Genomic DNA, 25,989 nt, shown 5'->3' with positions numbered 1-25,989 from the left:
GACTCCTCGCCTGTACGTAAAATAGACACCCGCATCAGCTCGCCTGAGCTGAAATGAAAGCCTTCGGCTTTGTCGCGCTCAGCAAAATCAGCAATATATGCGTCCTGCTCACCTTGTTCCATCGAACGTACATCTTCAAAACGGAACCCGGCGTGCTTGTGACGGTACACCACCTGTAAAGGCTGCTCATTCCATCCGCTATAAAAATTCGTTCTGAATATTTGATGGCGATCCACCAGCTGATTTAGGCTTTCGGCAAAAGCCTCCACTTGAAAGCTGCCTTGCAGATCAAATGTCGCCTGCTCAAAGTACGCCCCGGATTTCGGCTCCATTAGGCCGTGGAACAGGATGCCTTTTTGCATGGGTGTGAGCGAATAAATGTTTTCCAGTTCTCCCGCAGCAGCCGTCTGCTCTACAATATGATCCAGCTCTCCAGCCGTCAGTCCTTGGAAGGACAAGTCGCTTGGTGTCAGCTCCGGCAACTCTTTGCCCACACAGTGAGCCAATACCTCACGCAAGCTCTCTTGAAGCAGATCAGCCAGCTTTTTGATTGATTTTTTCATAAACATTTTGTTGCTGTAGCTGATCGTCAGCTCCAGTGCACCGTCCGTGATCATGCCGTTGATATCCAGAGCATACCGCTTGGTCAACGTGTCACTCATGGAAGCTCCGATGGAATAAGGAGACATGCGGAAGGCATTATTCTTTAAATCCTGATCGAATTGTCCGAGATAGTTAAAGCTGATTTCTGGCTCGGCAACAAAAGCTGCTTCTCCTTCACCGCTAGCAAGATATCTCAAAATCCCGTATCCAATCCCTTTATGCGGCAAACGGCGCAGCCCTTCTTTGACGTTCTTGACACGCCGTCCTACATTCCGATCCTCGCCCATATTGAGTACAACCGGGAATTGACTGGTAAACCAACCGACTGTGCGCGTAATATCCATATCCGGCAAAATGGCTTCCCGTCCATGACCCTCCAGATTTACAAGCACCTGACGGATGCCCGCCCACTCCTGAATTGCAGTGCCCAGAGCTGTCAGCAGCAGATCGTTTGCTTCCGTATTGTAGGCCCGATGAGCTTGTTTCAAGAATTGTTCTGTTTCTTCTACCGTCCACGCTACGGTCAGCGTCCGATCATCCTGATGCTGTCGCTTGGCCTGAGATTTACGAGTGTAATCTTTAGGCAAGGATGCCTGGCTCTTCCCTACTTGCTCAATTTGCTCCCAATACGCACGCTCCTTCTCCAACGCTGCACTGCTCACATAAGCGGATAGCTGGTCTGCCCACAGACGGAAGGAATCCGTCTTATTCGGCAACCGGACAGACTCGCCCCGTAAAGCCTGCTCATAGCCGGTTGCCAAATCCTCCAGCAAAATACGCCATGATACGCTGTCGACCACCAAATGGTGGGTCGCCACCAGCAAATGGTCTCCATCGTTGCAACGGAACAGACCCAGCTTTACCAGCGGTCCTTCGGATAGATTCATTTTGTTTTGAATTTCAGTTGCTTTCGCCTCAATCGTCGCGCTCAGAATGGCTTCATCCGTCAAAGCCCTAAAGTCTAGCACGTCCAGATGATACAGCTCGCCTTCCTGTATTCCGCGGTTCCACGCTTGGTAGCCTTGCTCGGTCTTCCTGAATACCATCCGTAGTGCATCGTGATGCTCGGTCAACTGGATTAGCGCCTGATGCAAAGCAGCTTCGTCAAAGCCCTGCTCCCGGTGCAGCATAACCGCCTGATTAAAGTGATGCGCGTCTACATGCTCCTGTTCAAAGAACCAATGATGGATCGGAAGCAATGCCGTTTCCCCGCTCACTTCTCCCTGATCTGCCATACGACTTACCATAAACGGTGCCAATGCTGCGATGGTTGGACAGCGAAGCAGATCCTTCATATCCAGCTTGTAGCCTGCCTGGAACGCACGGGATACGATTTGAATCGCCTTGATGGAATCGCCGCCCAGATCAAAGAAATTGTCCAAAATACCTACAGTTGGCACGCCCAAGGCAGACTGCCAGATCGCCACGAGTGCCCGTTCCGGCGCGGTATGGGGCGCTTCATAATCCGCTCCGCTTTGCTGACTGCCTTCCGGTGCTGGCAGGGACTTGCGGTCGATTTTACCGTTCGGTGTCAACGGTATCTGCTCTAACTGAATGAAATACGACGGCACCATATAGCTTGGTAGCTCCCGCCCCAGCTCACTTCTCAGTTCACTGGCTTCCATTTCTTGACTGGCCACATAGTACGCCACCATTTGTTTTTGACCCGTTGTTTCGTCCGCACGGGCCACGACAGCCGCTTCTCGTACCGACTCCACCTGCAATAGCTGCGATTCGATCTCGCCCAGTTCGATCCGGTAGCCACGGATTTTAACCTGGTGATCCATTCGTCCCAAATATTCAATATTGCCATCCAGTGTCCATCTCGCCAAATCGCCTGTACGGTACATCCGTTCATAGCCCTCTTTGCCTCCGGCAAACGGATTTTCCACAAATTTCTCTGCCGTCAGATCTTCGAGATTCCAATACCCACGGGCCAATCCTTCCCCCGCAATACATAACTCGCCCGGCATACCGACTGGCTGCAATTCCCCGCTCGCATTCATGATATAGATTTGGGTATTCGCGATCGGACGTCCTATATTAATTTCTTGAGCATGAGTCAGTTCCTGTACGGTCGACCAAACCGTCGTTTCTGTAGGTCCGTACATGTTATAAATACGGGGACCTTTTATTTCTTGCAGTGCTGCGAGCAGCTTGGACGGAAGGGCTTCACCTCCCACCATGATTTCCTTCACGCCTCGCAGCGCGTGGGAACCAGCTTCATGATCCAGCAGCATCTGTAGCCGGGATGGTGTCATTTGCAACATGTCTATAGAATGATGAGCAATCAACTCACCCAGCGCCTGAGGGTCCACCTGATGCTGATGGTCGCCAAGCACAACCGTCATTCCAGCCAACAGTGGCAAGATGGTTTCCAAGACGAAAATATCGAATGAAATGGTCGTGAGTGACAAAATGGTTTTGCCAGCTTCAAAGTCAATGATTTCATGCATCCCGGTAATAAAGTTCAGTACCGAACGATGCTGGAGCATAACTCCTTTTGGATTTCCGGTCGATCCAGAGGTATAGATGACGTAAGCCAAATGCTCTGGGCGAGCAATCGTCTCCAGGTTGTTGCTTTCTCCCTGATACAATGCTGCATCCTCAAGAAATATTGCATTGGCATTGCAATGATGTTCTTCCAACAGATCACGACTGGTCAGAAGCACTGCAGCCTTGCTGTCTTCCAGCATGTATTGAATACGAGATGACGGAAATTCAGGATCGATCGGCACATAAGCACCGCCTGCTTTTAGAACAGCCAGCAGGCCTACGATCATTTCCACGGAGCGCTGCATCATCAGGCCGACCAGCTTGTCAGGTCCTACTCCCTGTGCTTGAAGCATTCGTGCCAATGAGTTCGACCGTTCATTCAGTTCCCGATAAGTCAGACTCTGACTTCCAAACATAACCGCTGTCTGATCTGGTGTGCATTCTGCCTGTTTCTCGAATAACTCATGAATCCCCACATCGTCTGGAAAGGGAACTGTGGTCGCATTAAATACATTCATAATTTGTGCCCGCTCTTTGTCACTCATCAGTGACAACTCCTGAATCCGCTGCTGTGGCCCTTTCACCATATGCTCAACCACACTCAAGAATTGACGAATAATTCGGGCGATTTCCTGCTCGCTGAACAGCTCGGTCCGATAATCCAGTTGCAATACAAGTTTATCGTCATCCAGCATATCAATCATGGCAATATCAAAGTCACTCACTGTATCTCCGCAGAAATCGGTATGCACCTGCTGAACAGCTTCATCAAAACGAGAGAAGCTCAGCGTACGGTACTGAATGGTAACGCCAAACAGGCGGCCAATATCCGTGCCGCTTTGTTGTTCACGCAAATCCTGTATGATTTTGTTATACGGATAACGCTGATGCCGCAAAATGGACGACTGCTCCTTGCCAACACCCTGTAGGAAAGTAAGCAGCTCGGATTCCGGCTCAACTTGCAAACGTGTAGCCACAGTGCTGACGAACATGCCCATTGTATTTTTTTCCTTCTTCAACGTACGGTTAGCATACAATGTACCAACCGTTAAATCTTGTTCACCTGTCGTTTTATGTAAATAAATATACAGAGCAGCCAGGAAAAATGTAAAAATACTGATGTTATGCGCCTCGCAAAAAGCCGTGACACCACGATATAATTCGTGCTCCAGTGTATAGGTCTCCCGGCGTGCAGCCGTGCTTACTGTGAGCGGATTGTACGATTTTAAACCTGTAACCTCCGGCAAATTGGCAAATTTCTCCGTCCAGTACATCTTATCCTTTTGATAGCGGTCCGATTGCTCATAGCTTTGCTCCGTCTGAATAAAATCGAGATATGAGTTCGCTGGGGCCGGCGCATCTGAACCTGTACCATGCACAATATTCATATAATTCCCCGTAATTTCATTAATGGCCTGCTCCATGGTAACGCCATCCGAAATAATATGATGCATCTTGAAACTAAACCAGGTGTCTTCTGCCCCCAGCTGCAAAATAGTAAACCGATACAGCTGCGAATCCAGTAAGGGGAACGGCTGTGCGTTGTGATGGCTGACCCATAGCTCAGCTTCCTCCGGGGTAACCTGAAGCGTTTCTATGCTTTGAGCAGCAAACGGTTCCACATATTGATAGGGGATGCCATCCCGAGCCGTGATTTTGATACGAAAAGAATCGTTTTGTGCAATCACCCGGTTCATTGCCTGCTGCAATGCATTTATTCGAACCGTTCCCTTGATTTTAACAGTGGTAATAATCGTGGACGTGTTGCGATTGGGATACACAAGCTCCGTGTACCAAATACGTTGCTGTGGTTGGCTTAATGCAAACAGTTGAACATTGTGCTGAGTCATACGTATCTCTCCTCGCGAAATAGATAGAGGTAAAGTAACTCCTCATAAATGACCGCCCTTGTCAAGGAACTAGTCATGCGTGTCTTTTCTCCGGCATTAAATTGCCAATGGTAGTCGGCAAAAGCGATCACTCCTGATATACCATTGAGATATGGGTGCCTTCAAAGAGCTGAATTTGAATCGAAACAAGCGCATCTTCTTTTTCATCGCTCACACTTTCGCAGTGCAAGCTTTTTTAGTTGTGCGGACATAGCAAATAACTCTGACTCTGGATGTATGAAAATGTGCATGGAATGAGAATATTTTTGAATTATGCTGAGAGTACATCTTGGTGGTGGGTTGTAGAATGGTTGCCACAATATTAACAACGTAGTGTATCATGATGTGTGCTGTCGAATCTTGGCTGGAGGGTATCGATGCTGTGAGATACATGAGCTGCTGCAGCGTGGTTAGGAGCGTGATTCACGACTGCGCTTATGACTTCCTGATTTTGTACATGGATGAAAAATGATGGTCATCGGACGGGCCAACGGGGTTCCCAGGCTGCTAAGGATACGTTTCACATACCTTAAAAATAATGAAGTTGTCTTTTGCAATACGGGAGATGTGGGACGGATTTACTGGATATGATGCTATGGACAGGGAATCTTACAGTTTGGCCTATACAACTGCCATGCTGTTTCAATTACAATCAGTGCCCCCATACATTGTCTAAAAAAGAGAACAGCTTATGTACTTATGAAGCCATTTCGGGAAGCAGTGAGGGCATGTTGTCCTGCTTGATGTCCATGGAGCTTCTGTTGAACAACTTCTATGTTCTGCAAGCCATTAAGCAAAGTCCTCATATCGGGCGAAAATAACTGGATCTTCTCAGTCAGATAGATCACGATTTTTAAAAACTAAGACATGATCGGAGTCGCCATATAAATTTCTCAAATCCTCTTATTGCCCAAAATTTCACAATAAATCCTTATATCCCTTTTTTCCTCCCAATACTTTCTAGCTATTTTAAATATACAAACTTTAAAACCGATTAGCATGGGACAAAAGTTCCAAATTGATAGATTTCATGAAATCCATAAATAACCCATATTATTCTATTATTTTTATATCTTCAAATACAAGAATTTCACTTTTTTATTAAATTGAATACCGATCATGACCCGTTAACGTGATTTAAGACAAAATTTTTGATTTTATAAATTGATAAAATCAAAATGACGTAGACTTGCAAAAAAGTCCAAAACCCTTGTATCAAAACAAATTTTACGTTACACATCATTAACACAAATGTAACAAATCAATTCTGACATCATCCGACAAATTTCAACTTTTTCAGCAATATTCTTTAATCACCTATATAATGGAATTTATTCACATCAAGCTGAAGTGATTCAAAATTAATAACTCTTCATTTTTTAAATAGATAGTGACTTTTCATAGCTCTTTTGAACTAATTCACATGCAAAATTTTCTTTAATTTTCTTCTGAAATTTCAGTTCAGATTAAATTTTTCTCTAATTTTAGCTAGAAACTTTGCTTTTTATTTAATAGAAACGTTTTGATCTTCCTTTAAAAGTATAAATTTTTAGAAAAATCATAACTATGGAACTATTTTTTTCGCAAAATTCAATGAACCGAAAACATAAAAATAGCAAGTCTCCATGTTGCAAGAGACTTGCTATTTTTATGTTTTGGCGACTTGACCCTTAAGAATGAAGTGAATACTGCCACAGCGAACGTACCAGAAACATTTGTTGTGTGACGTATACTGTGTACGAATCGAATCGTTTTTGTTGCCGAGCTCATCACAACCGATTGAGCTTCTGCCCTGTGATCAGACATGGAACAAATCCTTTGCAACCACTCACCAGATATCCAGACAAGCAATCGTATATCACGTCTTTTAGATGACAAGGGATTCCCGCGGCTGTCCACATTAACCGATTCAAACTGGTGCGAGAACTGAACCGGATAATCAGAGCTTGGCTTCTACGCCTACTTTGCTGCAATAAGAATCGTTCTTCACCCATCCACTACATCTGCTTGTAAATCTGTTGCAATTTCAATCATCTTAGGCACGACAGCCTCATTGGAAATAGCCACGTACACATCCCCCATGTAATGACGAAAAGGTATTTCTACGTCAGCATACTTCCACATGAAAAAATCTCCCTCGATCGACATGGTGCTCTCAGCACCTTGTATGATAAGCTCCCGTGAATACGAAAAGTCTGGCTGGGATGCAAAGTAATCTTTGCACTCCTCCAGGGAAATGGATTGCTCCACAGGATTTTCCTGCATGGAACGGGTGATTCGAAAACGCTGGTTCATTGATCTGCCTCCACAATTATGATTAAGAAATTCTGGCTCTTATACCTTATAATGTCCACATGATGATGTTAATTAAGTTGGAACTATATGGATATTCATTATACTTTCAAGCAGTTACTTTTTAGGACGCATGTTCAAACTGACTGTTGTATAGATCGGCATAGAAGCCGCCTTTTGCTAGCAATTCCTCATGGTTACCCATTTCGATAATGTCACCGTCCTTCATGACCAGAATCAGATCCGCATTCTTGATCGTCGAAAGTCGGTGAGCAATCACAAAGGAGGTTTTCCCCACAGTCAGCTGATCCATCGCTTGTTGAATCAGCAATTCCGTACGCGTATCGACCGAGCTTGTGGCCTCATCCAGAATGAGCATAGGTGAATCTTCAATCATCGCCCTTGCAATGGTAATCAATTGCTTTTGACCCGCAGAGAGATTGGCTTTGTCATCCAGAACTGTATCATATCCCTGCGGCAGTGTTTTAATGAAACTGTGCAGTCCCACCGCTCTACATGCAGCTTCTACCTGCTCATCAGTAACATGATCTTTGGAAAAGACGATATTGTCACGAATCGTTCCTTCGAACAGCCAGGTATCCTGAAGCACCATACAGAATAATTCATGAATATTCTCACGCGTTAATTGGCTGATCGGGGTTCCGTCAATGTAGATTTCTCCATCGTTCAGCTCATAAAACCGCATGAGTAAATTCACGAGCGTGGTCTTACCAGCGCCTGTCGGACCGACAATGGCGACTTTCTGACCAGCTTCAGCTTTCATAGAGAAGTCTTTGATAATCATATGGTCTTCGTTATAACCGAAACGAACATGTTTGAATTCAACATCCCCTTTGGCGTTATCCAGCTTCATAGTCTTGTCACTTTCATCCGCCAATTCTTCTTCACCCAAAAATTCGAATACACGTTCACTGGCAGCAGCAGCCGATTGCAAATTGGTTGCTGCCTGCGCCAACTGTGACAAGGGCTGTGTAAATAGACGAATATACACCATGAAGGCGACAATAGTTCCGATGGTTATAGTCTGTTGGTTGACCAGCAAAGCTCCCACAACACAGACCGCGACATAACCAAAATTTCCAATGAACATCATGACTGGCATCATCAGACCAGACATGAACTGGGACTTCCATGCATTTGTATATAAGCGGCTGTTAATGCCATGAAACACCTCCTTGGCTGCTTGTTCCCCGTTATAGACCTTGACTACGTTATGACCAGCATAGGTTTCTTCGATATGACCGTTGATCTGGCCAAGCTCCGCTTGCTGTGCTACAAAGTATTTCTGTGAATGCTTCATAATCACGCTCATCAGGCTAAAGCCGATCAGCGTAGCTACAATTCCGGTAACGGTCATGATCCAGTTCGTATAAAGCATCATAATCAAGGCTCCCACGAAAGTGGCCAGCGCACTAACAAGCGTGCCGAGACTGTTGTTTAGCGTTTGTCCGATGGTATCGACATCGTTGGTTACGCGGCTAAGCACATTACCGTAACTCGTAGAGTCAAAATACTTCAAAGGCATATGATCGATTTTTCGAGACAGCTCTGTTCGCATCTTCTTTGTAAGACGCTGTGAGACGGTTGCTGTAATGAAGCCCTGAAAATAGTTAAAAATAAGACCAAATCCATATAAAAGCGCTAATACAAAAACAATCTTCTGAACAGCACTTACATCAATCCCGGTTACGATTCCTTCCTGAATCAGGTTGGCAATATCACTGAGCTTATCTGGGCCAATCACGTTGAGGGTAGAGCCGACCAGGGCCAGTACCATAGCGAGTATAATCATAGGCACATAGGCCTTGCTGTAGGATGCAAGCTGGCTGATGGTCTTTTTAAAATTATTTGCTTTTTCACCACCACCCCTGCCCCCCGCGGGACCTTTGCCCATGGGACCTGGCTGATTCATTTTCATTTGCTGGCTGTCGACGGTGTGTTCATTCTTATCCATGTATGAGTTCCTCCTTCGAAAGCTGCGAATATGCGATCTCCTGATAGGTGCTGCAGTTCGTCATCAGCTCTTCATGCGTGCCACTCCCTACAATCTCCCCCTGGTCCAGCACGATAATTCGGTCAGCGTCTTTGATAGTGCCTATGCGCTGACCAACAATAAGTGTCGTAGCGTGGCCGGTTTCTTTTTTGAGAGCGGAGCGCAGAATCCGATCTGTTCTGTAATCTAGTGCCGAGAAGGAATCATCGAAAATATAAATTTCCGGCTGTCGGTAGATGGCACGCGCAATCGACAGCCGTTGCTTTTGACCACCGGACACGTTCGCTCCACCTTGCGAAATTCTACCCTGATACTGACCATCCATTTTTTCAACAAACTCCGTTCCTTGAGCAATACCAACGGCTTCTTTGACGAGTTTCTCTGAAGCTCCTGCTCTTCCGTTAACACCATACGAAACGTTGGATACCACCGTACCGTTGAACAGTACAGCTCTCTGGGGAACATATCCGATTTTGTTATGGAGTGCCTGCTGATTATAGTTCCTGACATTCACACCGTCCACGAGTACCTCTCCCTCGGTCACATCATAGAAGCGGGGAATTAGATTGATCACGCTGGTTTTGCCGCTGCCTGTAGCGCCAATAAAGGCAACCGTCTCGCCTCGTTTCGCCGTAAAGCTAATATTGCGAAGCACGGCCTCCTCCGCGTCCGGATATTTGAAGCTGACATTACGGAATTCCACTTGCCCCATAACGCTTTCTTCTCCAGTCGTCTCATGCCCGTTAACGATACTGGATTCGGTATTCAAAACCTCCATGATCCGTTTGGCAGAAATCGAAGCTCGAGGCATCAGGAAGAAAATCATACTTACCATCATAAAGGCCATGACCACCTGCACCGCATAAGAGGAGAATACGACCATATTAGAGAATAGCGTAATGCGGTCCGGCACGGCCGCTCCGTTAATCAGGTAAGTGCCAACCCAATAGATCGAGACACTCAGACCCGACATAATAAAGGTCATACCCGGGCCAACCATTGCCATTAACCGGTTCGCAAACAGGTTTGTATTCGTCAATTCGGCATTAGCCTGCCCGAACTTCTCCTCCTGATACTGATCTGCATTATAAGCGCGCACCACCCGAAGCCCGGTCAGATGCTCACGTGTTACTCTGTTCAGATTATCGGTGAGACGTTGGATTTTTTGGAAACTCGGAAGAGCGAAAATAACAATGACACTCAGCATCAGGATCAGGACAGCCACAGCCACTCCTGTAGAGGCGGTCCACTGCCAGTTTTTATCCGCAATTTTTGCAATGGCCCACACGGCCAGAATCGGCGCCTTGATGATCACCTGCAGCCCCAGCGCAACCACCGTTTGAATTTGGGTAACATCGTTCGTGGAGCGGGTGATAAGGCTGGCTGTTGAAAAGTTGTTCATCTCTTCCATGGAAAAAGATAAGGCCTTGTCAAAGACCATCGCACGCAGACGCATGGCCAGCCCTGCCGCGACCTTTGCCGCAAAATAGCCGACAATAATAGATGCAATCATACTGCCGACGGCACAAAACAACATGTAACTGCCGGGAATCAGCAGTTCGGACATAGGTGTTCCTTCTGTTTGCAGCTTGGTCGTAATTTCCGCCATATAATCAGGTAGCTTCAGATCAAGCCATACCTGCACAACGATGAAAGCCAGGCTGCAAAGCACGAGCATCCATTCATTTTTTTTGAGATATTTGAATATCTTTAGCATTCCGTTGCTCTCCTTTTATCTGATAGTCTTTGATGTCTGGTGAAGTATGGTGCTCCTGCGTCTGCATAGAAATTCAGCTTCTAGAGACAATAAGCTTAATGAGCCGGATCAGTTCTTTGGCATCCTGTTCGTCTAACTTTCGAAGAACATTCTCGGTCCATGTGATTCCTTCCTTATGCCTATCAATCATAAATTGCTTACCTGAATCCGTAATGAATACAATCACCTTACGTTTGTCATTGACATCAGTACGCCGTACAACTAGTCCTTTCTTCTCAAGGCTCTTCAGTGCCGTTGCTACTCGTCCCGTACTGACGGACAAGTATTCGCTCAAGTGGCCAGAGGTAACCCCGTCCTTATTGAAATTCAGACAAATGAGAATCCCCATTTCGCCACGTGAGAAGTGCCCTCGTTCCTCTAATGCTGGTTTCCGCGATTTGACGATATACTCGAATAGTTCTGTCGCTAATGCTTTATAATCCAATGGTCACAACACCTTCTCGCTAATACCTTATAGTATGAGATAATTAATCTTATAGTATAAGATAATAATAATGTTGGGTTACAAAGTCAATTAGAGAAAATATGGAATACAAAAAATCCTCCGTAACCAGCTTGTATTTTCACCAAATTTTCCACACAAAAAGTTCAATGGAAATGCCAAAAACTCGAGGAGTGGTTTGCAAGGCTTTTACCAACCTTCACTTCTAACATTGGAAGCTACATTGCATTGTAACGTCCATGGTATGAATAACCATCTTATAGTGCCACATATCACAACACCTAAGAGCTAAAACCGAATCTCATCTTATGTATCTTCCTCTGACATGCTCTCTGTGGTCGCATAGTTCATTGAATTAGACCTTCTGTAGAGTACCTTGATAGAGTACTTTACAAAAGGTCTAAAGGACGTACTTTTTTCGCTTAATCGACCATTTCCATTTCAAAGTCTTTTATCGTTGCATTCGGTCTTAAAATCTTTTCCTGGTCAAATATAGCTAGCGGTTCACCACCATTTTAACTTTGACAGGCCAATTATGATTAGCAAGAGCTCAGTCTTAGAACCCTGTAGTATACTGTGTAGGGATTGCAGTTTCTTTTTTCAATTTTGATGCGGCTTCCAGTGACCAATAAGGATTTCTCAACATCCCTCTACCCACAGCAACCAGATCGGCCTCTTCATTTCCGATAACTGCATTCGCCAATATTGGATCTTCTAGTCTTCCAACGGCCATCACCGGAATATCCAAAGCTTCTTTGATCTCTTTTGCTAAGGGGACTTGATACGCTGCGTGAGTTCCTGGTCTGCCCCATGCAGCTATAGGTCCCTCACCGCCAGATGAAATATCAAACATATCTACTCCTGCCTTTTGATATTCCTTGGCAAAAGCAATGCTTTCCTTAATACCATATCCACCTTCTACGTATTCTTTGGCAGAAATACGCATCAAGAGCGGCATATCTTCTGGCATTTCACCCTTCGCTGCCTGGATGATTTCCCGACCAAAAAGGGTAAGGTCTTTACCATATTCATCTTCCCGTTTGTTCGTAAGCGGCGAATGAAATTGATGAATCAAATAGCCATGTGCACCATGAATTTCAATGCTGTCGAATCCAGCCTTGACAGCGCGAGCTACAGCAGCACGAAATTTCTCAACCAGGCCTTTAACCTCTTTTGTTGTAAGCGCGCGAGGTTGTTTTGAATTTTCATCAAATGCAATAGCAGATGGTGCTACAGGAACTTCAGCATCTTCCGCCTTGCGTCCGGCATGCGCGATCTGGATTCCCACTTTGGCACCGTAGCTATGACAAGCATCTACAATCCGTTTGAGAGCAGGAATCTGCTCATCTGACCATAAACCAAGATCAAAATCGGAGATACGACCATCCGGCTCTACATCTGTCATTTCAATTATGATAAAACCAGCTCCGCCTACTGCACGGCTAACATAGTGCATATAATGCCAATCTGTGGCAACCCCGTCCTTTTTGTCAACCGAGTATTGGCACATTGGAGGCATAACTACGCGATTTTTCAATTCCAAACCTTTAATTGTATAGGGGCTAAATAAATCTTTCATGTGAAAAAGACTCCTCTCTGAGTTATATTAGGAAATACAACAACAAAATGCATGCACACGCATATATACTAACATGTTTGTTTCATTTGTCAACTCTAAGCATGATTTCAAAACTTCAAAGTAAGATTACGTCATTTACTCGTTTGTTGTAGTAAGCCACTTCTTCGTCTATATCGTAAAACCGGCATTGCCTGACCACGTAGTCATGGGAGCCATACGCTATTCTTCATAGTGATCCCGCTTTTCAAATTAATTAATGCACATTTTGATTGCTTATTTTTCAAAAAAATACGTGGATGATTTGAATAAACTGTGAGCGCTTCTGGTTTCCACTAGGAAGCGCTCGTACTGTATATTAATTTTTGATGTGGAGGAAAATCTACATTCTCATGCTCTCCATAAAAAAGCTCAATGCGTTGGACACCCACTTCTTGGGATGAAGAACAAGCTGAATTTCCAGCTTGAGTTCGGCATGCTCAAAGGGTAACACCTTCAGCTCTTCCCGTTCAATCTCCTCCAGCGCAGCCATTAGAGGTAGTATGGATATACCCTCTCCAGTCTTGATGCTCCGTTTGATCGCTTCCGGATTACCCAGCTCCAGGCTTACGCGATAGGTGATTCCATTTGCTCGAAGCACTCTCTCCAGCAGTTGTCTGTAGTTGCACGTATGCTCGGGCATAATCCACTCCGCATCCACCAGATCATCCAGGCCGATTCGCTCTTTAGCGATAAGCGGATGGTTCGGATGGACAATCAGCACAAGCGGTTCTTCTCGAATCGTAATCCACTGCAAGGCCGGATTGCTTGAATCGTCCGCGAGGATCAGTCCAACATCGGCATCCCCTTCCCTGACCTGGTGCAAAATCATCTCTTCGCGATCCGTATGCAATCGTATGTTCAAATCAGGGTATTCTTTGCGAGTCGCCTGCATAAACGGCGGCAGAAAATACGAAGCGATGGAATCCATAGTACCGATCGTCATAGAGCCCCCGCCCTGCTTGGCCAATTTTTCTTTCGATTGCTCGAAAAGCTCCAGCATTTGTCCAGCAAGCTTGAACAGTTCTTCCCCGGCAGAGGTAAGACGAATCTTGTTGTTGCTGTAGCGTTCGAACAATTTGACTTGATACGTTTTCTCCAGCTTCTGAATCTGGGTCGTGACGCTGGATTGTGCGTAACCGAGCACTTCTGCTGCTCTCGTAAAGCTTTCACGAAAAGCAACTTCCCGAAATGTCTGAAGATAAATGAAATCCATTCTGGCCACCCCATCAAAAATTTTGATTAGAATCATCGCTTATTATAGATAACTCCGATGCTGTCTCCTATGTTACATTAGATTTAATTCAACGGGAAGGGATAACTGATGATGATGATGAACGAACAACATATTCATGGGATTTTCATACCGCTGATTACACCTTTTACGCGTGACTATAAGTTGGACATCAATTCGTACCGGAAGTATGTTACCTATCTTGCAGGTCATGACATTCAGGGACTGGTTGTTAACGGTACGACAGGAGAGTCGCCAACCGTATCCTGGGATGAAGTGAAGCAAATGGTACAGGTGACGCAGGATGTTCTGAAGAGCATGAACAAAACCATTCCGATCGTCATTGGCACTGGAACGAACGATACCTATTCAACGGTGCATCGGACGGAAATGGCGGCTGAATTAGGAGCGGATGCAGCCATGGTGGTCACTCCGTATTACAACCGACCGACGCAGGAAGGGATCTTGGAGCATTTCCGTGTCGTATCTCGTGTAGGCCTGCCTGTGCTTGTATATGAGATTCCGGTTCGCACGGGCAGTCGCATGACAATAGATACCATACGCAAGGTGCTGGACCTGGATGGCGTAATTGGGCTCAAGGACAGCACGGGCGGTCTTGATCTGCTCTTAAAATTGACCCAGTACGAGACCAAGCCTGTCCTCTGCGGAGAGGATGCCTATTTCCATGCCATGCTATGTCAGGGAGCTGCCGGCGGTATGCTTGCATCCGCTCATCTCAATATCCAGAAGTATGTGGATACGTACCAACGTTTTGCAGCTGGCGACATGAACGGGTCGCGAGACAGTTTTAAGCTACTGGAACCGCTGATCCAGCATGTATTTGCAGAGCCAGCCCCGGCCGCGATCAAGTGGTGGCTTACCCAGCAAGAGATTATTGCTGCCGAGCAATTGCGCCTGCCACTTATGCCACTGTCGGATCAGGTGAAGCAAGGTCTCCTGAATTCAATCGTATCCTGATAAATCAGCTTATCTCAGACTACCCAATCATAACGTAGAAGAAGCATCTCCTAGTCAGGAGATGCTCAGAGTGTCGAGAAAGTCCAGAGGACTTTTCGACACTTCTATTTTTATATGGGTAGACGCATCTTTTAAAACAAAAATCGATTTAAAACGATCTGAGGACTCTAGTTTTTAGACCACTAAGACAGTTTTAAACCCCCTGCAAAAAAACAGGGGGTTTCTCGACAGCCTGAGCATCTCCTAGTCAGGAGATGCTTCAATTTTTAGCCGGAACTGGCACCCTTCTGAAAAACGAATTTAAGAAGATACCTTCTATACTAGAACGCTATAAGTTACTGGTCTAAAATTGGTGAAGATGAATGTAGCACATAGCAATTTGATGTTTGAAGACGTGTCTTCTATTGAGCTTAAAATGTCCGAAAGATCATTGCGTTGCTTGATCCCCACCCAACCCTAACTGTCTGTCATCAAGATACATTTTTTGCAAGTCCCTCAATCTGAAAAGCTCACAAGCAATAGCTGGATGGTTGCTAGTAAATCCAGTTGCAGCATTAAGGGAATTCTTTGTGTACGCGAAATCATTGCAAAAAGAAGCTGCCGATGAATTTCATCGACAGCTCTTCTCTTTTACGCAGTATACTCCTCAATCCTATTCGCTGGACAACTCCTTGAGCGATTTGACTTTACCATGGGGATGCTGTTCTTGCTTTCGTGACTTCCAGGCTGCTTCTTTCCTTTTCTTCTGGTGAGCCATAACAGATATCCTCCTTTGGAAATTGTGATGTATACTACTTTCTTAAGTTGTCATTTCTCAGCTCTGTTCATTCATAAAACTAAATTCGTTGGATTTTTCTAATAACTCAGGGTGCAATCTGGATAAGCCAACTAGCCTTCTTGGAGGCGAGAAATGTAGCTGCATGTGGAATCGGCCTTTACCTTGCGATAAGAGGATTTAGTACATATAACTGCGCCCGCAAGATTGGAAGGAGCGGAAGAAGGCTATTTGTCGGCTGAACCGCTATAAACTGTGCTTAATTTCGATGTCGCCCTAATACCATTGGGACCTTCAATAATAATACGACCTTGTTCCGTAAAACTTGTTCCTTCCCAGTCAGTAGCCATATCCAAATAATCGAGACCCGCGCTGTTTCCTTTCCAAGACCATGCTAGATAACCTACTCCCTTTTGCTCAGCGTAACTCATAATGGTAGCCTCATCAACATCACCGCTCGTATGCTTGATGCCGAATTCGCCAATCACGAGAGCCAGATTTTTATTCAGTACATTATCCATGTTGCTTTTTACTGTAGCAGCATTTCCACCGGCATATTCGTACAAATGAATAGAAAACATCGTATTTTTAAGCGGATCTGCATTAAAGACTTCTGTTCCGTAGTCAAAAATAGATTGCGGATACTGTCCCCATCCTGCACCGTCAACCATGATTGTGTTTTTGATGCCAGCATTTCTAAGCTTGGGTATAACAGACTTGTAGCCTTGCGCCCAGCCTCCGCCATCCCATGTTCCATACCATTCGTTCGCAATATTGAGGATAACGGTGCTTTCTTTTCCAATGAGTGCACCTTTCATTTCAATCCAGTAATTCGCAATATTATTCAATACAGTAGCGCTATCAGACCCTGTACCATCATGTACTTCAAGGACAACAACCAATTTGTTTTGCTCTGATAAAGTGATTAAATTCTGTAGCTCAGACAGATTGTCTTTTGTCCATTGCTGACCATCCGACAGTACGATTCTGATGGTGTTCGCTCCCGTTCTCGCAATGGCAGGGATCGCTGCTGACTCTTGACCCTTATACCATGTATAAGCGTGATTGATTCCTCTCATTACGAACGGATTTCCGTTGGCATCGTACAGCGTTGTTCCGTTAATATAAAAGCCTGTATTCTCAGAGGTAGCATTTGTCGTCACATTTATGATATTGCTTGCTGTTGAAACATTCCCTGTTGCATCCCTGGCTTTTACGGTGAAGCTATACGTTGTATCGGCGGTAAGTCCTGTCACCGTATAACTTGTCGTGTCGGTTGAATCGACCAAGATTGTTCCATTATACACATCGTAGCTGGTAACACCTACATCGTCTGTTGAAGCATCCCATACAAGACTTACCGAAGTGTTTGTTTTGGAAAAGCTTTTCAGGTTCGCTGGTGCCGTTGGTGCTGTAGTATCAGCGGTTGATTCGACAAGCGTAAACTTCCATTTCTGCTGATCATTTCCGTTATCCACCCATTGCTGTACATTTGCCCCATCATTAGTATAACCCCCGATTACATCCAGCGCTTTACCGCTAGATTTAACGAGCAACTTATAATATCCGCCGCCGACGCTAATAATCTTCCACTTTTGATTAGATAAGTCGTTGTCTGTCCATTGCTGCACATTAGCACCATCTTCGAGAGAACCTCCAGCTACTGTTAATGCTTTACCGCTGGATTGCACAATCAGTTTATAGTATCCATCGCCAACGTCGATCACTTTCCATTTCTGCTGGGGTCTGCCGCTGTCCGTCCACTGCTGCACCTTGGCTCCATCGGCAGTGGAGTTTCCTGCTACCTCTAGGTTTTTTCCGCTATGTTGTGCTGTTAGTTTATAAATTTCACCTGAAACAATACTTGTGTCGGACGCGCTAGTGTTCACATCAATCACATTGCTTGCAGCCGACGCGTTCCCAGCAGCATCTCTGGCTTTCACACAAAAGCTGTACGCCATGTTAGCTGTTAAGCCAGTAACGATAAAGGACGTTGACGCACTGGAGCCTATTAGCTTTGATCCGTTGTAGATGTCGTATTCGGCAACCCCTACATTGTCTGTAGATTCCGTCCACTCTAAGCTTACCGTCGTATCAGATATAGAGGAACTAGTCAGACCGGAGGGCGCTGTTGGAGGTGTGTTATCCTCCGGTTCGTCGGCAGAATGCACTTCGAATTCCCAGAGAGAATATCCGTAGCTAGTAGCCCTTTCGATGCCGTTCATTCTTACATACCTTGCGTTTGTTGCTTCGAAAGATATCTTCTCTATTCCTCCCTCTCCAGTCGTAGTGGAATAGACGGTAGTCCAATGATCATTATCCGTTGATGTTTGAACTTGGAAGGACTTCGCATAAGCGGCTTCCCAGTTAAGCGTAACCCCATTGATTTCGGTAGTATTGCCGAGATCTACACTTATCCACTGTGGATCTGAATATTGTGAAGACCACCTAGTTAGTGAATTCCCGTCAATCGCAAAATCAGCCGCCTTAGTCGAATCTTCGACGGAGCTTGCAGTTGCCGATTTGGTCAGAACAAGGTTTTCGGAAGCGCTCACATTTTTGATCGGCAACAGACTAATAAGCAGACCAAACAAAACCAAACATGTTATGGTTTTTTTCATCTCAAAACCTCCAATTCATATAAATAAACAACTGATTGATTAGTCCTGCATTATTCATCTTGAAGTTCACTAATTTACCTAAATTGTCTTTTCTGGGGCGCCTCCTCTCTTCATAGCTTTCTATTCAAATCTTCATACCAGAGGCTTAATAAAGACTCCTCCTTTAACCGCTTTCATTTAGAGTTACATCACTTATTTCGCTTCGATTGATTTTCTATATCGTCCTCCAGAGATAAAATTCATCAAAGCGACCTAAAGCATATATATTTTTGTCCTCCAGCACTATTCCTTGATTAATAAAAAGTTTTAAAATCTATTTGAAAAACTCATAACAATGCGCCTGAATCATGTAAATTATTTAATTAGCTGTTATTGTAACTCCCTAAAAGAAACGTTTTTTAAAGAGACTATGAGCTGATGATCAATTATTCAGCAATGATGCAAGTGAACCGCCTTCCCACATTTCCCACTAATTCAGTGTCAAACCATCATTATAAAGATTATAGACACCTTTGAAGGCTTACTATAAATTTTTATCCAAAACAAAAAAGCCGCCAAAATGGCGACTTCTTATGCGTATATATTGTTGTCTCTCCTTGCAGTGCTGATTTTGTTAACCAAGCCATAGTGAACAAAATAGCCTATACTTAACACACTCCGTTCCAGTCATCCCCTTTGTCCAAACGCTCTCTAGGCTCTAACCTCACTTCTGGCAATCCTGGATAAACAGGCATTTCTTCATATATTGGGTAACCGATTTCAACGTACTTTTACATAATAAGACTCTTCTGTAATTATTTTTAAGATCCATTATAGGGGATATTCGCCTAATGTGCAGCTTCCGAAAAGTACAAGCGGAATAGAACCAGACAAACTGTAAGCAGATCATTGTTCTCTTATAATCCGTGTATGAACTTAGTTATTTAATATAGGTATCTCTCCAAGCAGATTTTTTAAATTAATAGAATCCCACGGCATATGCTCCGTTATACCTAAGCCAACTACATCTGTTTCTTCAGATAGTTCTCTAATCAGATTAAGTAGTTGGAGCATTTGCATTGTTCCCGCAGGAGAATAATTATAAGGTGCTTCAGGGTTGGCGAATAATAAAGAACGAAATGCTTTTGGGTCAAGCACATCTAAATCAAGGTGAATAGCCAGATGCTTAATGCCACTTTCTTTAATCCACTCTTTTATAGATTCAGTACTGTTTGTTAACTCTTGAGCTTCTGCAGTTTTAATCCCTAGTCTTTGAATCACTTCTGTATCTGGTTCTGTTGGTGCTATACCTAGTCTTTGAAACGCTTCTGAAATCACTTCTATTTCTTGCTCTGTAGGAGTTGCTAATCCTGCGATAAAAACATTTTCTGGTTTTAGAGGGATTTTCACATGCTTTGCGAATTCCTCATCTCCTTCTCCCAACAGATTTCCGAGCGGTAATGTATGTCCGTTATCATAGCCTACATATCTAACTAAATCACTGTGAGCATCGATCCAAATTAAACCTAATTCCCCACCATATCGTTCGTTTAAATAGGCAAATGGAGCTTGTTCCACTAAGCAGTCACCACCAAACATTACAATGCGATCTGGCTTATGAGCATCAATGATATGCTGAGCAGCCTCTAATTGTTCAAGTAGCTGTGTTCTCCCATTCATACCGTTTTCGTTTTCAAGTGGAGTTCCATCATAAGCTTGAACTGGAACATGAATAAGGGGTTGATCATTATCCGGAGCTAGCCAAGCAAGCAGTTCGGCTCCAAAAGAGTAATTAGGATTGTTTCCCCCTTGCCATTGTGGCATTAACAGGCGTATTGTTTTTTTAGTCATGTTATTCTCTCCTTTACTTCAAAAGTAAGGTTAGTATAAACTGAACACAAATAAAAACGTAGTACGCACTATTTTGATAGGTACTACCCGAAAGGATATTGTAACCATGAGTATGGCTGAATTTAAAGGTAAAGTTAAAAATATTCAAGATACACCTTTTGGTTATACAGTTTCATTGATTGGTGGTAAATGGAAAATGGTTATTATTTATCTCCTAGCCGAAAACCGGACCGTTCGCTTTAATGATCTGAAAAGACAGATAGGGGCTATTACTTATAAAACATTGAGTTCACAACTAAAAGAATTGGAAGCGGATGGTCTGGTAAATCGAAAAGAATATCCTCAAATTCCTCCTAAAGTCGAGTACAGTCTCACAGATAAAGCAGAAACGCTATTACCTGTTTTGGAAGGGTTATGTGAGTGGGGAACAAAAAATCAAAATAGTTAAATCCAGTTTTCTACTAAAAAGCCTATATGCGAAAAGTATGCTGAAGATGCCGTATTCCTTATTCTTCACGGAGGAGACAGCATACAGCCGGTCTGCAAATTCTATTATATTAATTATCACTTCAAGCCAGATTTATCTCCCGAATCACTTCAAGCGGAACCTTCGGTTTTCGGTCTTCCGTCAACAATCCGTTGACTTCCTGCTGTACATCGGTTACCTGTGTATAGCAATAGCCCGAGAGATAGGGGGTCGCTTTAATTGCTCCGGTGATTGCACGGAAACGTTCGATAAAAGCTTCGACTTAATAAAGGAAATGCTGTTGTTTACGATGCTTTCTTTGTCCTGATATCGCTCCAAAAACTCTTCGCCCGTTTCCACATAATCATGAAGAGTTAAAATATCCGAGACCGTTTGCGTGAACTGCTGCTGGCTTACATCATGTCCAATGGTCGATATGCCCCACGATTCATTGAACGGGACCCAAGTTGTGATGCTTGGATGATTGTACTGCTGCGGTACGATTTCCAGCCATTCCTTCGTAAAGCGGCTAACCGCTGATCATTGAACTCAAAGGTCGACGCCTTTTCCGACCAGACGAGCATGCCTTTCACATCACACCAATATAAAAAAAGAGTCAATAATATTGTATTAAATTATTAATTTTGTATTAAATACCGATCACGTTCGATTTCTCTGGTTCAAGAACCCATAGGAAAGACAGCGATTATTGAGCTGAACCCTATACAAAAAAGCAACACGTTATTCCCTTGCTTTATGTAATAAAAAGCCACTGATCTCTGGATTAAAATCAGCGGCTGATGCTCTCTTCATTTTAAACTTTCTTTAATACCCATACTCCATACGGTTCCAAGGATACGATACCAGTCAGCCTGCTACCGGAAAGGAGTTCCTCCGTCTCAACACTCAGTTTAACCTGAGCCGTTTCTTCGCTGTAATTCAGTAGAAATACCAGCTCTTCTTGTGCATCCGCACGAATAGCGACTTCTACCGTTGAAGGAGCTTGGCACCAGCCCGCAAGCGGGGATGTCACTGGCAGCTGTCTTAGAAGCTCAACCGCTATCGGTAAGTCAAAAGCTGCACCCCAATAGTAAACTAGTCCCTCGCCAACACGGTTGACGGTCAAGGCCGGTTTCCCTTCATAGTAGCTTGATGCGTACTCCGCGAGTACTTCTACCGTGTCAGCATGAACACTCAATATATCGTTGAAGCCTGGAGCACAAAAATCAAGAGCTTGATCCTTAAATCGCACCAATACAGGTGATGCCGTCCCATTTATCATCGTAAATTCCTCTACGTGAACGCCGCTCATTGCGGCTGCAGGGCCTGGGAGTGGCTGCATACGGCAGTGACCGAACTCGTTCTTATAACCGGTGCGGCAACCGAAGATCAGGATGCCCCCATCCTCTACATATTTTTGTAACATAGCTGCCGTACTGTCTCGTAGGATCGCCGGATGCGTGTATACCAGCACCTTGTAATTGGCCAGTTCCCGCAACTGTTCTGATTCCTTACCCGGACGGATTGTAACCATATCCGAAGGTATATGTCCATACTGCAGTGCCTTGTACCAGCCGAGCTCACTTTGCTTTGTCAAGGGACCATACCATTTATCCAACTCGCCATCCCACTCGTTATCATAATCGCGAAGTAGAGCAACCTCTGCCGCGTAGCGTTTGCTAAGAATCCGCCCTCCAACCTTTTGCAGCTCCTTACCGACGCGACCTGCTTCTGCGACCCGACGATTCGACTGATTGTGATAATCATTAATTCCATGCCAGTACATTTCCGTACCAAACGTTGCCGTTCTCCAGCGGAAATACAAAACCATGTCTGCCCCGTGAGCAATGCTTTGGTAGGTCCACAATCGCATCTGCCCCGGGCGTGGAGATGGCATCTCCATTCTGTTCACCCATCCTCCCGGACCGGATTGCTGCTCCATCACGCAGAAATTTGGTGACATCCCTCTGACGTTACTTAAAGAAAGCCCCCACTTGCGATCCAGCAATGGCTTCTCCCCTTGGTCTGGATAAATGGTACTGAATTGAGGGTAAGAATCGTACGAGAAAAAATCAAGTAGTTGATCCGTCATCCTATGGCTATCCAAATGCCCGAATACACCGTTGGTTGTCACCCACTGATTAGGCGCCACTGACCGAAGGATGTCCACTTGTAGCTTGGCAAACGAAATGGTGTTATCGGATATAAATCGTTTCTCGTCCAAAGCCTGATGAGGATTTGTTGACCCGGATACGGTTGGACGAGTTAGATGAACCTGCTTCCAGCTGTCATAAGTTTGATTCCAGAATACAGCACCCCAAGCCTTGTTGAGCTGCTCCAATGTACCGTATTTTGCCTCTAGCCAGCGCCGGAAAGCCTGATGATCTGCCTCGGCATAGAAGACGTTTATCTCGCAGTTCAGCTCATTATCAATTTGCCACCCAATGATGGCCGGATGATCTTTGTAATGTTGTGCCATCTCTCTTGTAATACGTGCACAAAGCTCCAAATAAATGGGACTGCTATAGTTATAATGCCGACGCTGACCATGTTGGAACGTGACCCCCTCCATGGATACGTTCAGCACCTCGGGATACTTATAAGTAAGCCATGCTGGTGGCGTAGCTGTTGGTGTGCCCATGATCACTTGAATCCCGTTCGCGTCTGCCTGCTCCAAGAAACGGTCAAACAGCGTGAATTCGAACTTTCCTTCCTCCGGCTCGAAGATCGACCAAGCAAATTCTCCAATCCGAATGATGCTGAAGCCCAGTTCCTTCATTCTTATGAGATCGTCCGACCACAACGATTCGTCCCAGTGTTCAGGATAATAACAAGCTCCCAAATGAAAGCGATCTAAAGATAAGGATTTCGGCATGCTCCAATTCTCCTTCAGTAGAAGTAATAGTACAAAAATGTTATTCTCTGATAATCGTATCTATTGTAATATAGGAAAAAATGGATTAGAATAACTCGATTTTGCTAATTGAATTACTTTTTTGCTAACTTAGTCAAGGAGATGGATACATGATTAAAATAGATTGTTATCTTCCTTCGCCCATTCTAAATAAAGGTATGCTGTTTCCCGAATCGTTAGGGCGTTACAAGAACTTCCCCAATCATGGGGAGCGAAGGAATGCAGGATTACTGAAAGAATACAATTTACATATCATTTTTGCAGGCAAAGGCGCTATTGTGCATGATGGGAAGGAAATCGAGCTTACCCCTGGCATGGGCTTTCTTTTCGGCAAGCATACGACGCAGCAATATCGAACTAAACCCGAGGATCCCTGGGATGTCCGATGGATTCATTTTGACGGGCAAGATGTAGATTCGCTATTACAAGGCCGAAGCATGCACGGACCGTATCTGTTCTCGCTCCATCGGCCAGAACGTTTAAAACCGCTGATGGAAGAAATGTTGCAACTTGCCCAAGCTTACCGTCACGACTATGATGTACGGATCTCTTCCCTGCTTTATGAAATTCTTCTGGAGATCGTCCACCATTCCAACCAAATTTTCGGCACCTTCCCCGGCGGTACCGTCCACGAGAGGATTCGTCATACGGCGGAATATATTCGTATGCATTGTCAGAACTTGCTCGATTTGAAGACAATGGCTGCGACGTCAGGTTATAGCTCCTTTCATTTTAGCCGGCTCTTCCATCAGATCATGGGCAGTACCCCAGCTCAATATTTACTCCAATGCCGAATAACGTTGGCCAAGCATCTCCTTGTATCCACGGCACTCACTGTAAAGCAGATTGCACTGGAAACTGGCTTTCATCAAAGCAGCTATTTTATCAAGAGGTTTCGGGAGCAAACAGGTATCACACCGGAGCAGTTTCGTCAGCTAAGAAGGATGGGTTAGTACAATCCAAAAACTTCTTCAATAGCTGGGCGTGTGTGTATGGTAGCATACAAATTGAAATTACAAATTTTACAGTTGAATAAAAGAATAAGCGGCCGCTTAGGACGTTTGGTTAAAATGTCCTACGCTACCGCTTCTGTTAATGTTTTTATTTCGCTTATATTTGGGATTAAATTGTCTGTTGGGATATCGCTCCGAAATATTCTACAACTACCTCACGGAATTCCAGAGCAGCCCGCGAAATATACCGACTCCTATGCCATAATAAAGCGATCTCCCGTACCAATTCGTGATTTTCTACTCGGAGATATCTAAGATGTTCCCGTGAATTCCTTGCCGTGCTTGGTATGAAGGCTATGCCAATTTCAGCTTCCACAAGCGTACTAAGCCTTGCAGGTTCATCCCCCTCATACACATATCTAGGTACAAATCCTTCCGATTTGCATACAGAGTCCACTAAATCGCGAGTACCGTAGCCTTTCTTTACACCGACAAACCATTCATCCCTTAGATCTGTCAACGTTACACTGCTTCGATCTGCCAGCCGATGCCCCTTTGGAACAGCTACAAGGATTGGGTCGATAAACACGATCTGGCATTCGATGTTATCCCCCTCTATTGGAGGTGAGGACAAGCAAAAATCGACCTCGCCTCTATGAAGAAGCGTTACCATTTCCTGTGTGGTCAGCATTTGCACATGAAAATGAATATAAGGTCGCTTTTTCCGAAACTCTCGCAGGATATTGGGTAATGTGCTTGCGGTGGTCACCGCCAATTCGAGAGTGCCATATTCCGGGCTGGAAAAATCGCTAAGCTCCTGCTTCCCCTGCTCCAATTCAAATAAAGCCCTCTCTGCACGGTGAAGGAATCTGCTTCCGAACTCATTCAATCGCAGTTTCCTCCCTGTTCGATCGAATAGAGGAACCCCCAGATCTTCCTCCAGACGCTGAATCGTTTTGCTCAGCGACGATTGAGTAACGTGCAGACTTCGTGCAGCTTCGGTCACATGTTCCAAACGAGCTACCGTCAGAAAATATTGCAGTTGAAGAAGTTCCATTATGCCCTCCATTCATTCCCTCAAGTCAATGAG

At 44.7% G+C, this 25,989-nt stretch carries 15 protein-coding genes and 1 pseudogene; 3 read left to right on the top strand and 13 right to left on the bottom strand.

Annotation, left to right across the window (positions count from 1 at the left end; genetic code table 11):
- The 7 genes from G9G53_RS23480 to G9G53_RS23450 form a co-directional block, all read right to left on the bottom strand.
- Positions 1–4,949, bottom strand: a 4,949-nt coding sequence (locus G9G53_RS23480; RefSeq protein ID WP_165150626.1) for a non-ribosomal peptide synthetase, incomplete at its 3' end; no start/stop codon positions are given.
- Between the two features lie 2,025 nt (positions 4,950–6,974).
- Positions 6,975–7,283 carry a hypothetical protein gene (locus G9G53_RS23475; RefSeq protein ID WP_039275163.1) on the bottom strand — a complete coding sequence of 103 codons (309 nt, stop codon included), beginning with the start codon at positions 7,281–7,283 and terminating at the stop codon, positions 6,975–6,977.
- Positions 7,284–7,404: 121 nt separating this feature from the next.
- Positions 7,405–9,255 carry an ABC transporter ATP-binding protein gene (locus G9G53_RS23470; protein ID WP_165150625.1) on the bottom strand — a complete coding sequence of 617 codons (1,851 nt, stop codon included), beginning with the start codon at positions 9,253–9,255 and terminating at the stop codon, positions 7,405–7,407.
- The gene (locus tag G9G53_RS23465) at positions 9,248–11,011 is read right to left on the bottom strand and encodes an ABC transporter ATP-binding protein (protein ID WP_039275165.1); all 1,764 of its coding nucleotides are present in this window, start codon (positions 11,009–11,011) and stop codon (positions 9,248–9,250) included. The genes G9G53_RS23470 and G9G53_RS23465 overlap by 8 nt, the downstream gene beginning before the upstream one ends.
- Positions 11,012–11,084: 73 nt before the next feature.
- Positions 11,085–11,495, bottom strand: a complete 411-nt coding sequence (locus G9G53_RS23460; protein ID WP_069011340.1) for a MarR family winged helix-turn-helix transcriptional regulator — start codon at positions 11,493–11,495, stop codon at positions 11,085–11,087.
- Positions 11,496–12,069: 574 nt separating this feature from the next.
- Complete coding sequence (locus tag G9G53_RS23455; protein ID WP_165150624.1) at positions 12,070–13,092, bottom strand: NADH:flavin oxidoreductase/NADH oxidase; 1,023 nt, start codon at positions 13,090–13,092, stop codon at positions 12,070–12,072.
- Positions 13,093–13,471: 379 nt separating this feature from the next.
- Complete coding sequence (locus tag G9G53_RS23450; RefSeq protein ID WP_165150623.1) at positions 13,472–14,344, bottom strand: LysR family transcriptional regulator; 873 nt, start codon at positions 14,342–14,344, stop codon at positions 13,472–13,474.
- A gap of 114 nt (positions 14,345–14,458) precedes the next feature.
- On the opposite strand from G9G53_RS23450, the gene dapA reads away from it, so the two are divergent.
- Complete coding sequence (gene dapA / locus G9G53_RS23445) at positions 14,459–15,340, top strand: 4-hydroxy-tetrahydrodipicolinate synthase (RefSeq protein WP_165150627.1); 882 nt, start codon at positions 14,459–14,461, stop codon at positions 15,338–15,340.
- A 652-nt stretch (positions 15,341–15,992) separates the two neighbouring features.
- Here dapA and G9G53_RS26610 read toward each other — a convergent pair.
- The 3 genes from G9G53_RS26610 to G9G53_RS23435 form a co-directional block, all read right to left on the bottom strand.
- On the bottom strand, positions 15,993–16,097 hold the full coding sequence (locus G9G53_RS26610) for a DUF6254 family protein (protein WP_023988604.1): 105 nt from the start codon (positions 16,095–16,097) through the stop codon (positions 15,993–15,995).
- Between the two features lie 245 nt (positions 16,098–16,342).
- Complete coding sequence (locus tag G9G53_RS23440; protein WP_165150622.1) at positions 16,343–18,736, bottom strand: cellulase family glycosylhydrolase; 2,394 nt, start codon at positions 18,734–18,736, stop codon at positions 16,343–16,345.
- A 915-nt stretch (positions 18,737–19,651) separates the two neighbouring features.
- Complete coding sequence (locus G9G53_RS23435; RefSeq protein ID WP_165150621.1) at positions 19,652–20,566, bottom strand: arginase family protein; 915 nt, start codon at positions 20,564–20,566, stop codon at positions 19,652–19,654.
- 106 nt (positions 20,567–20,672) lie between these two features.
- Here G9G53_RS23435 and G9G53_RS23430 point away from each other — a divergent pair, with 106 nt between their 5' ends.
- Entirely contained in the window at positions 20,673–21,014 is a 342-nt protein-coding gene (locus G9G53_RS23430; protein ID WP_029518466.1) for a winged helix-turn-helix transcriptional regulator, read from the top strand.
- A 121-nt stretch (positions 21,015–21,135) separates the two neighbouring features.
- Here G9G53_RS23430 and G9G53_RS26605 read toward each other — a convergent pair.
- Positions 21,136–21,643 (bottom strand): annotated as a pseudogene (locus G9G53_RS26605) (glycoside hydrolase family 2); the annotation flags it as partial.
- Between the two features lie 203 nt (positions 21,644–21,846).
- Entirely contained in the window at positions 21,847–23,907 is a 2,061-nt protein-coding gene (locus tag G9G53_RS23425; RefSeq protein WP_165150620.1) for a beta-galactosidase, read from the bottom strand.
- A gap of 149 nt (positions 23,908–24,056) precedes the next feature.
- Between G9G53_RS23425 and G9G53_RS23420 the strand changes: the two genes are divergently transcribed.
- A complete protein-coding gene (locus tag G9G53_RS23420; RefSeq protein ID WP_081317565.1) occupies positions 24,057–24,899 on the top strand; it encodes an AraC family transcriptional regulator in 843 nt (280 codons plus the stop codon).
- A gap of 169 nt (positions 24,900–25,068) precedes the next feature.
- Here G9G53_RS23420 and G9G53_RS23415 read toward each other — a convergent pair whose 3' ends face one another.
- Positions 25,069–25,956 (bottom strand): LysR family transcriptional regulator, encoded by an 888-nt coding sequence (locus G9G53_RS23415; RefSeq protein WP_165150619.1) that lies wholly within the window; start codon positions 25,954–25,956, stop codon positions 25,069–25,071.
- Between the last annotated feature and the right edge of the window lie 33 nt (positions 25,957–25,989).

Source organism: Paenibacillus sp. EKM206P, from assembly GCF_011066155.1.
In the GTDB taxonomy this organism is placed as follows: domain Bacteria; phylum Bacillota; class Bacilli; order Paenibacillales; family Paenibacillaceae; genus Paenibacillus; species Paenibacillus polymyxa_D.
Note: the sequence above shows the minus strand (reverse complement) of the source record. Positions and strands in the feature narration are given on the sequence as shown.

Coding starts and splice junctions, on each gene's coding strand:
- G9G53_RS23465 (WP_039275165.1), bottom strand. CDS start 11,011: ATGCTAAAGATATTCAAATATCTCAAAAAAAATGAATGGATGCTCGTG.
- G9G53_RS23425 (WP_165150620.1), bottom strand. CDS start 23,907: ATGCCGAAATCCTTATCTTTAGATCGCTTTCATTTGGGAGCTTGTTAT.
- G9G53_RS23430 (WP_029518466.1), top strand. CDS start 20,673: ATGAGTATGGCTGAATTTAAAGGTAAAGTTAAAAATATTCAAGATACA.
- dapA (WP_165150627.1), top strand. CDS start 14,459: ATGATGAACGAACAACATATTCATGGGATTTTCATACCGCTGATTACA.
- G9G53_RS23475 (WP_039275163.1), bottom strand. CDS start 7,283: ATGAACCAGCGTTTTCGAATCACCCGTTCCATGCAGGAAAATCCTGTG.
- G9G53_RS23470 (WP_165150625.1), bottom strand. CDS start 9,255: ATGGATAAGAATGAACACACCGTCGACAGCCAGCAAATGAAAATGAAT.
- G9G53_RS23435 (WP_165150621.1), bottom strand. CDS start 20,566: ATGACTAAAAAAACAATACGCCTGTTAATGCCACAATGGCAAGGGGGA.
- G9G53_RS23420 (WP_081317565.1), top strand. CDS start 24,057: ATGATTAAAATAGATTGTTATCTTCCTTCGCCCATTCTAAATAAAGGT.
- G9G53_RS23440 (WP_165150622.1), bottom strand. CDS start 18,736: ATGAAAAAAACCATAACATGTTTGGTTTTGTTTGGTCTGCTTATTAGT.
- G9G53_RS23415 (WP_165150619.1), bottom strand. CDS start 25,956: ATGGAACTTCTTCAACTGCAATATTTTCTGACGGTAGCTCGTTTGGAA.
- G9G53_RS23450 (WP_165150623.1), bottom strand. CDS start 14,344: ATGGATTTCATTTATCTTCAGACATTTCGGGAAGTTGCTTTTCGTGAA.
- G9G53_RS23455 (WP_165150624.1), bottom strand. CDS start 13,092: ATGAAAGATTTATTTAGCCCCTATACAATTAAAGGTTTGGAATTGAAA.
- G9G53_RS26610 (WP_023988604.1), bottom strand. CDS start 16,097: ATGGCTCACCAGAAGAAAAGGAAAGAAGCAGCCTGGAAGTCACGAAAG.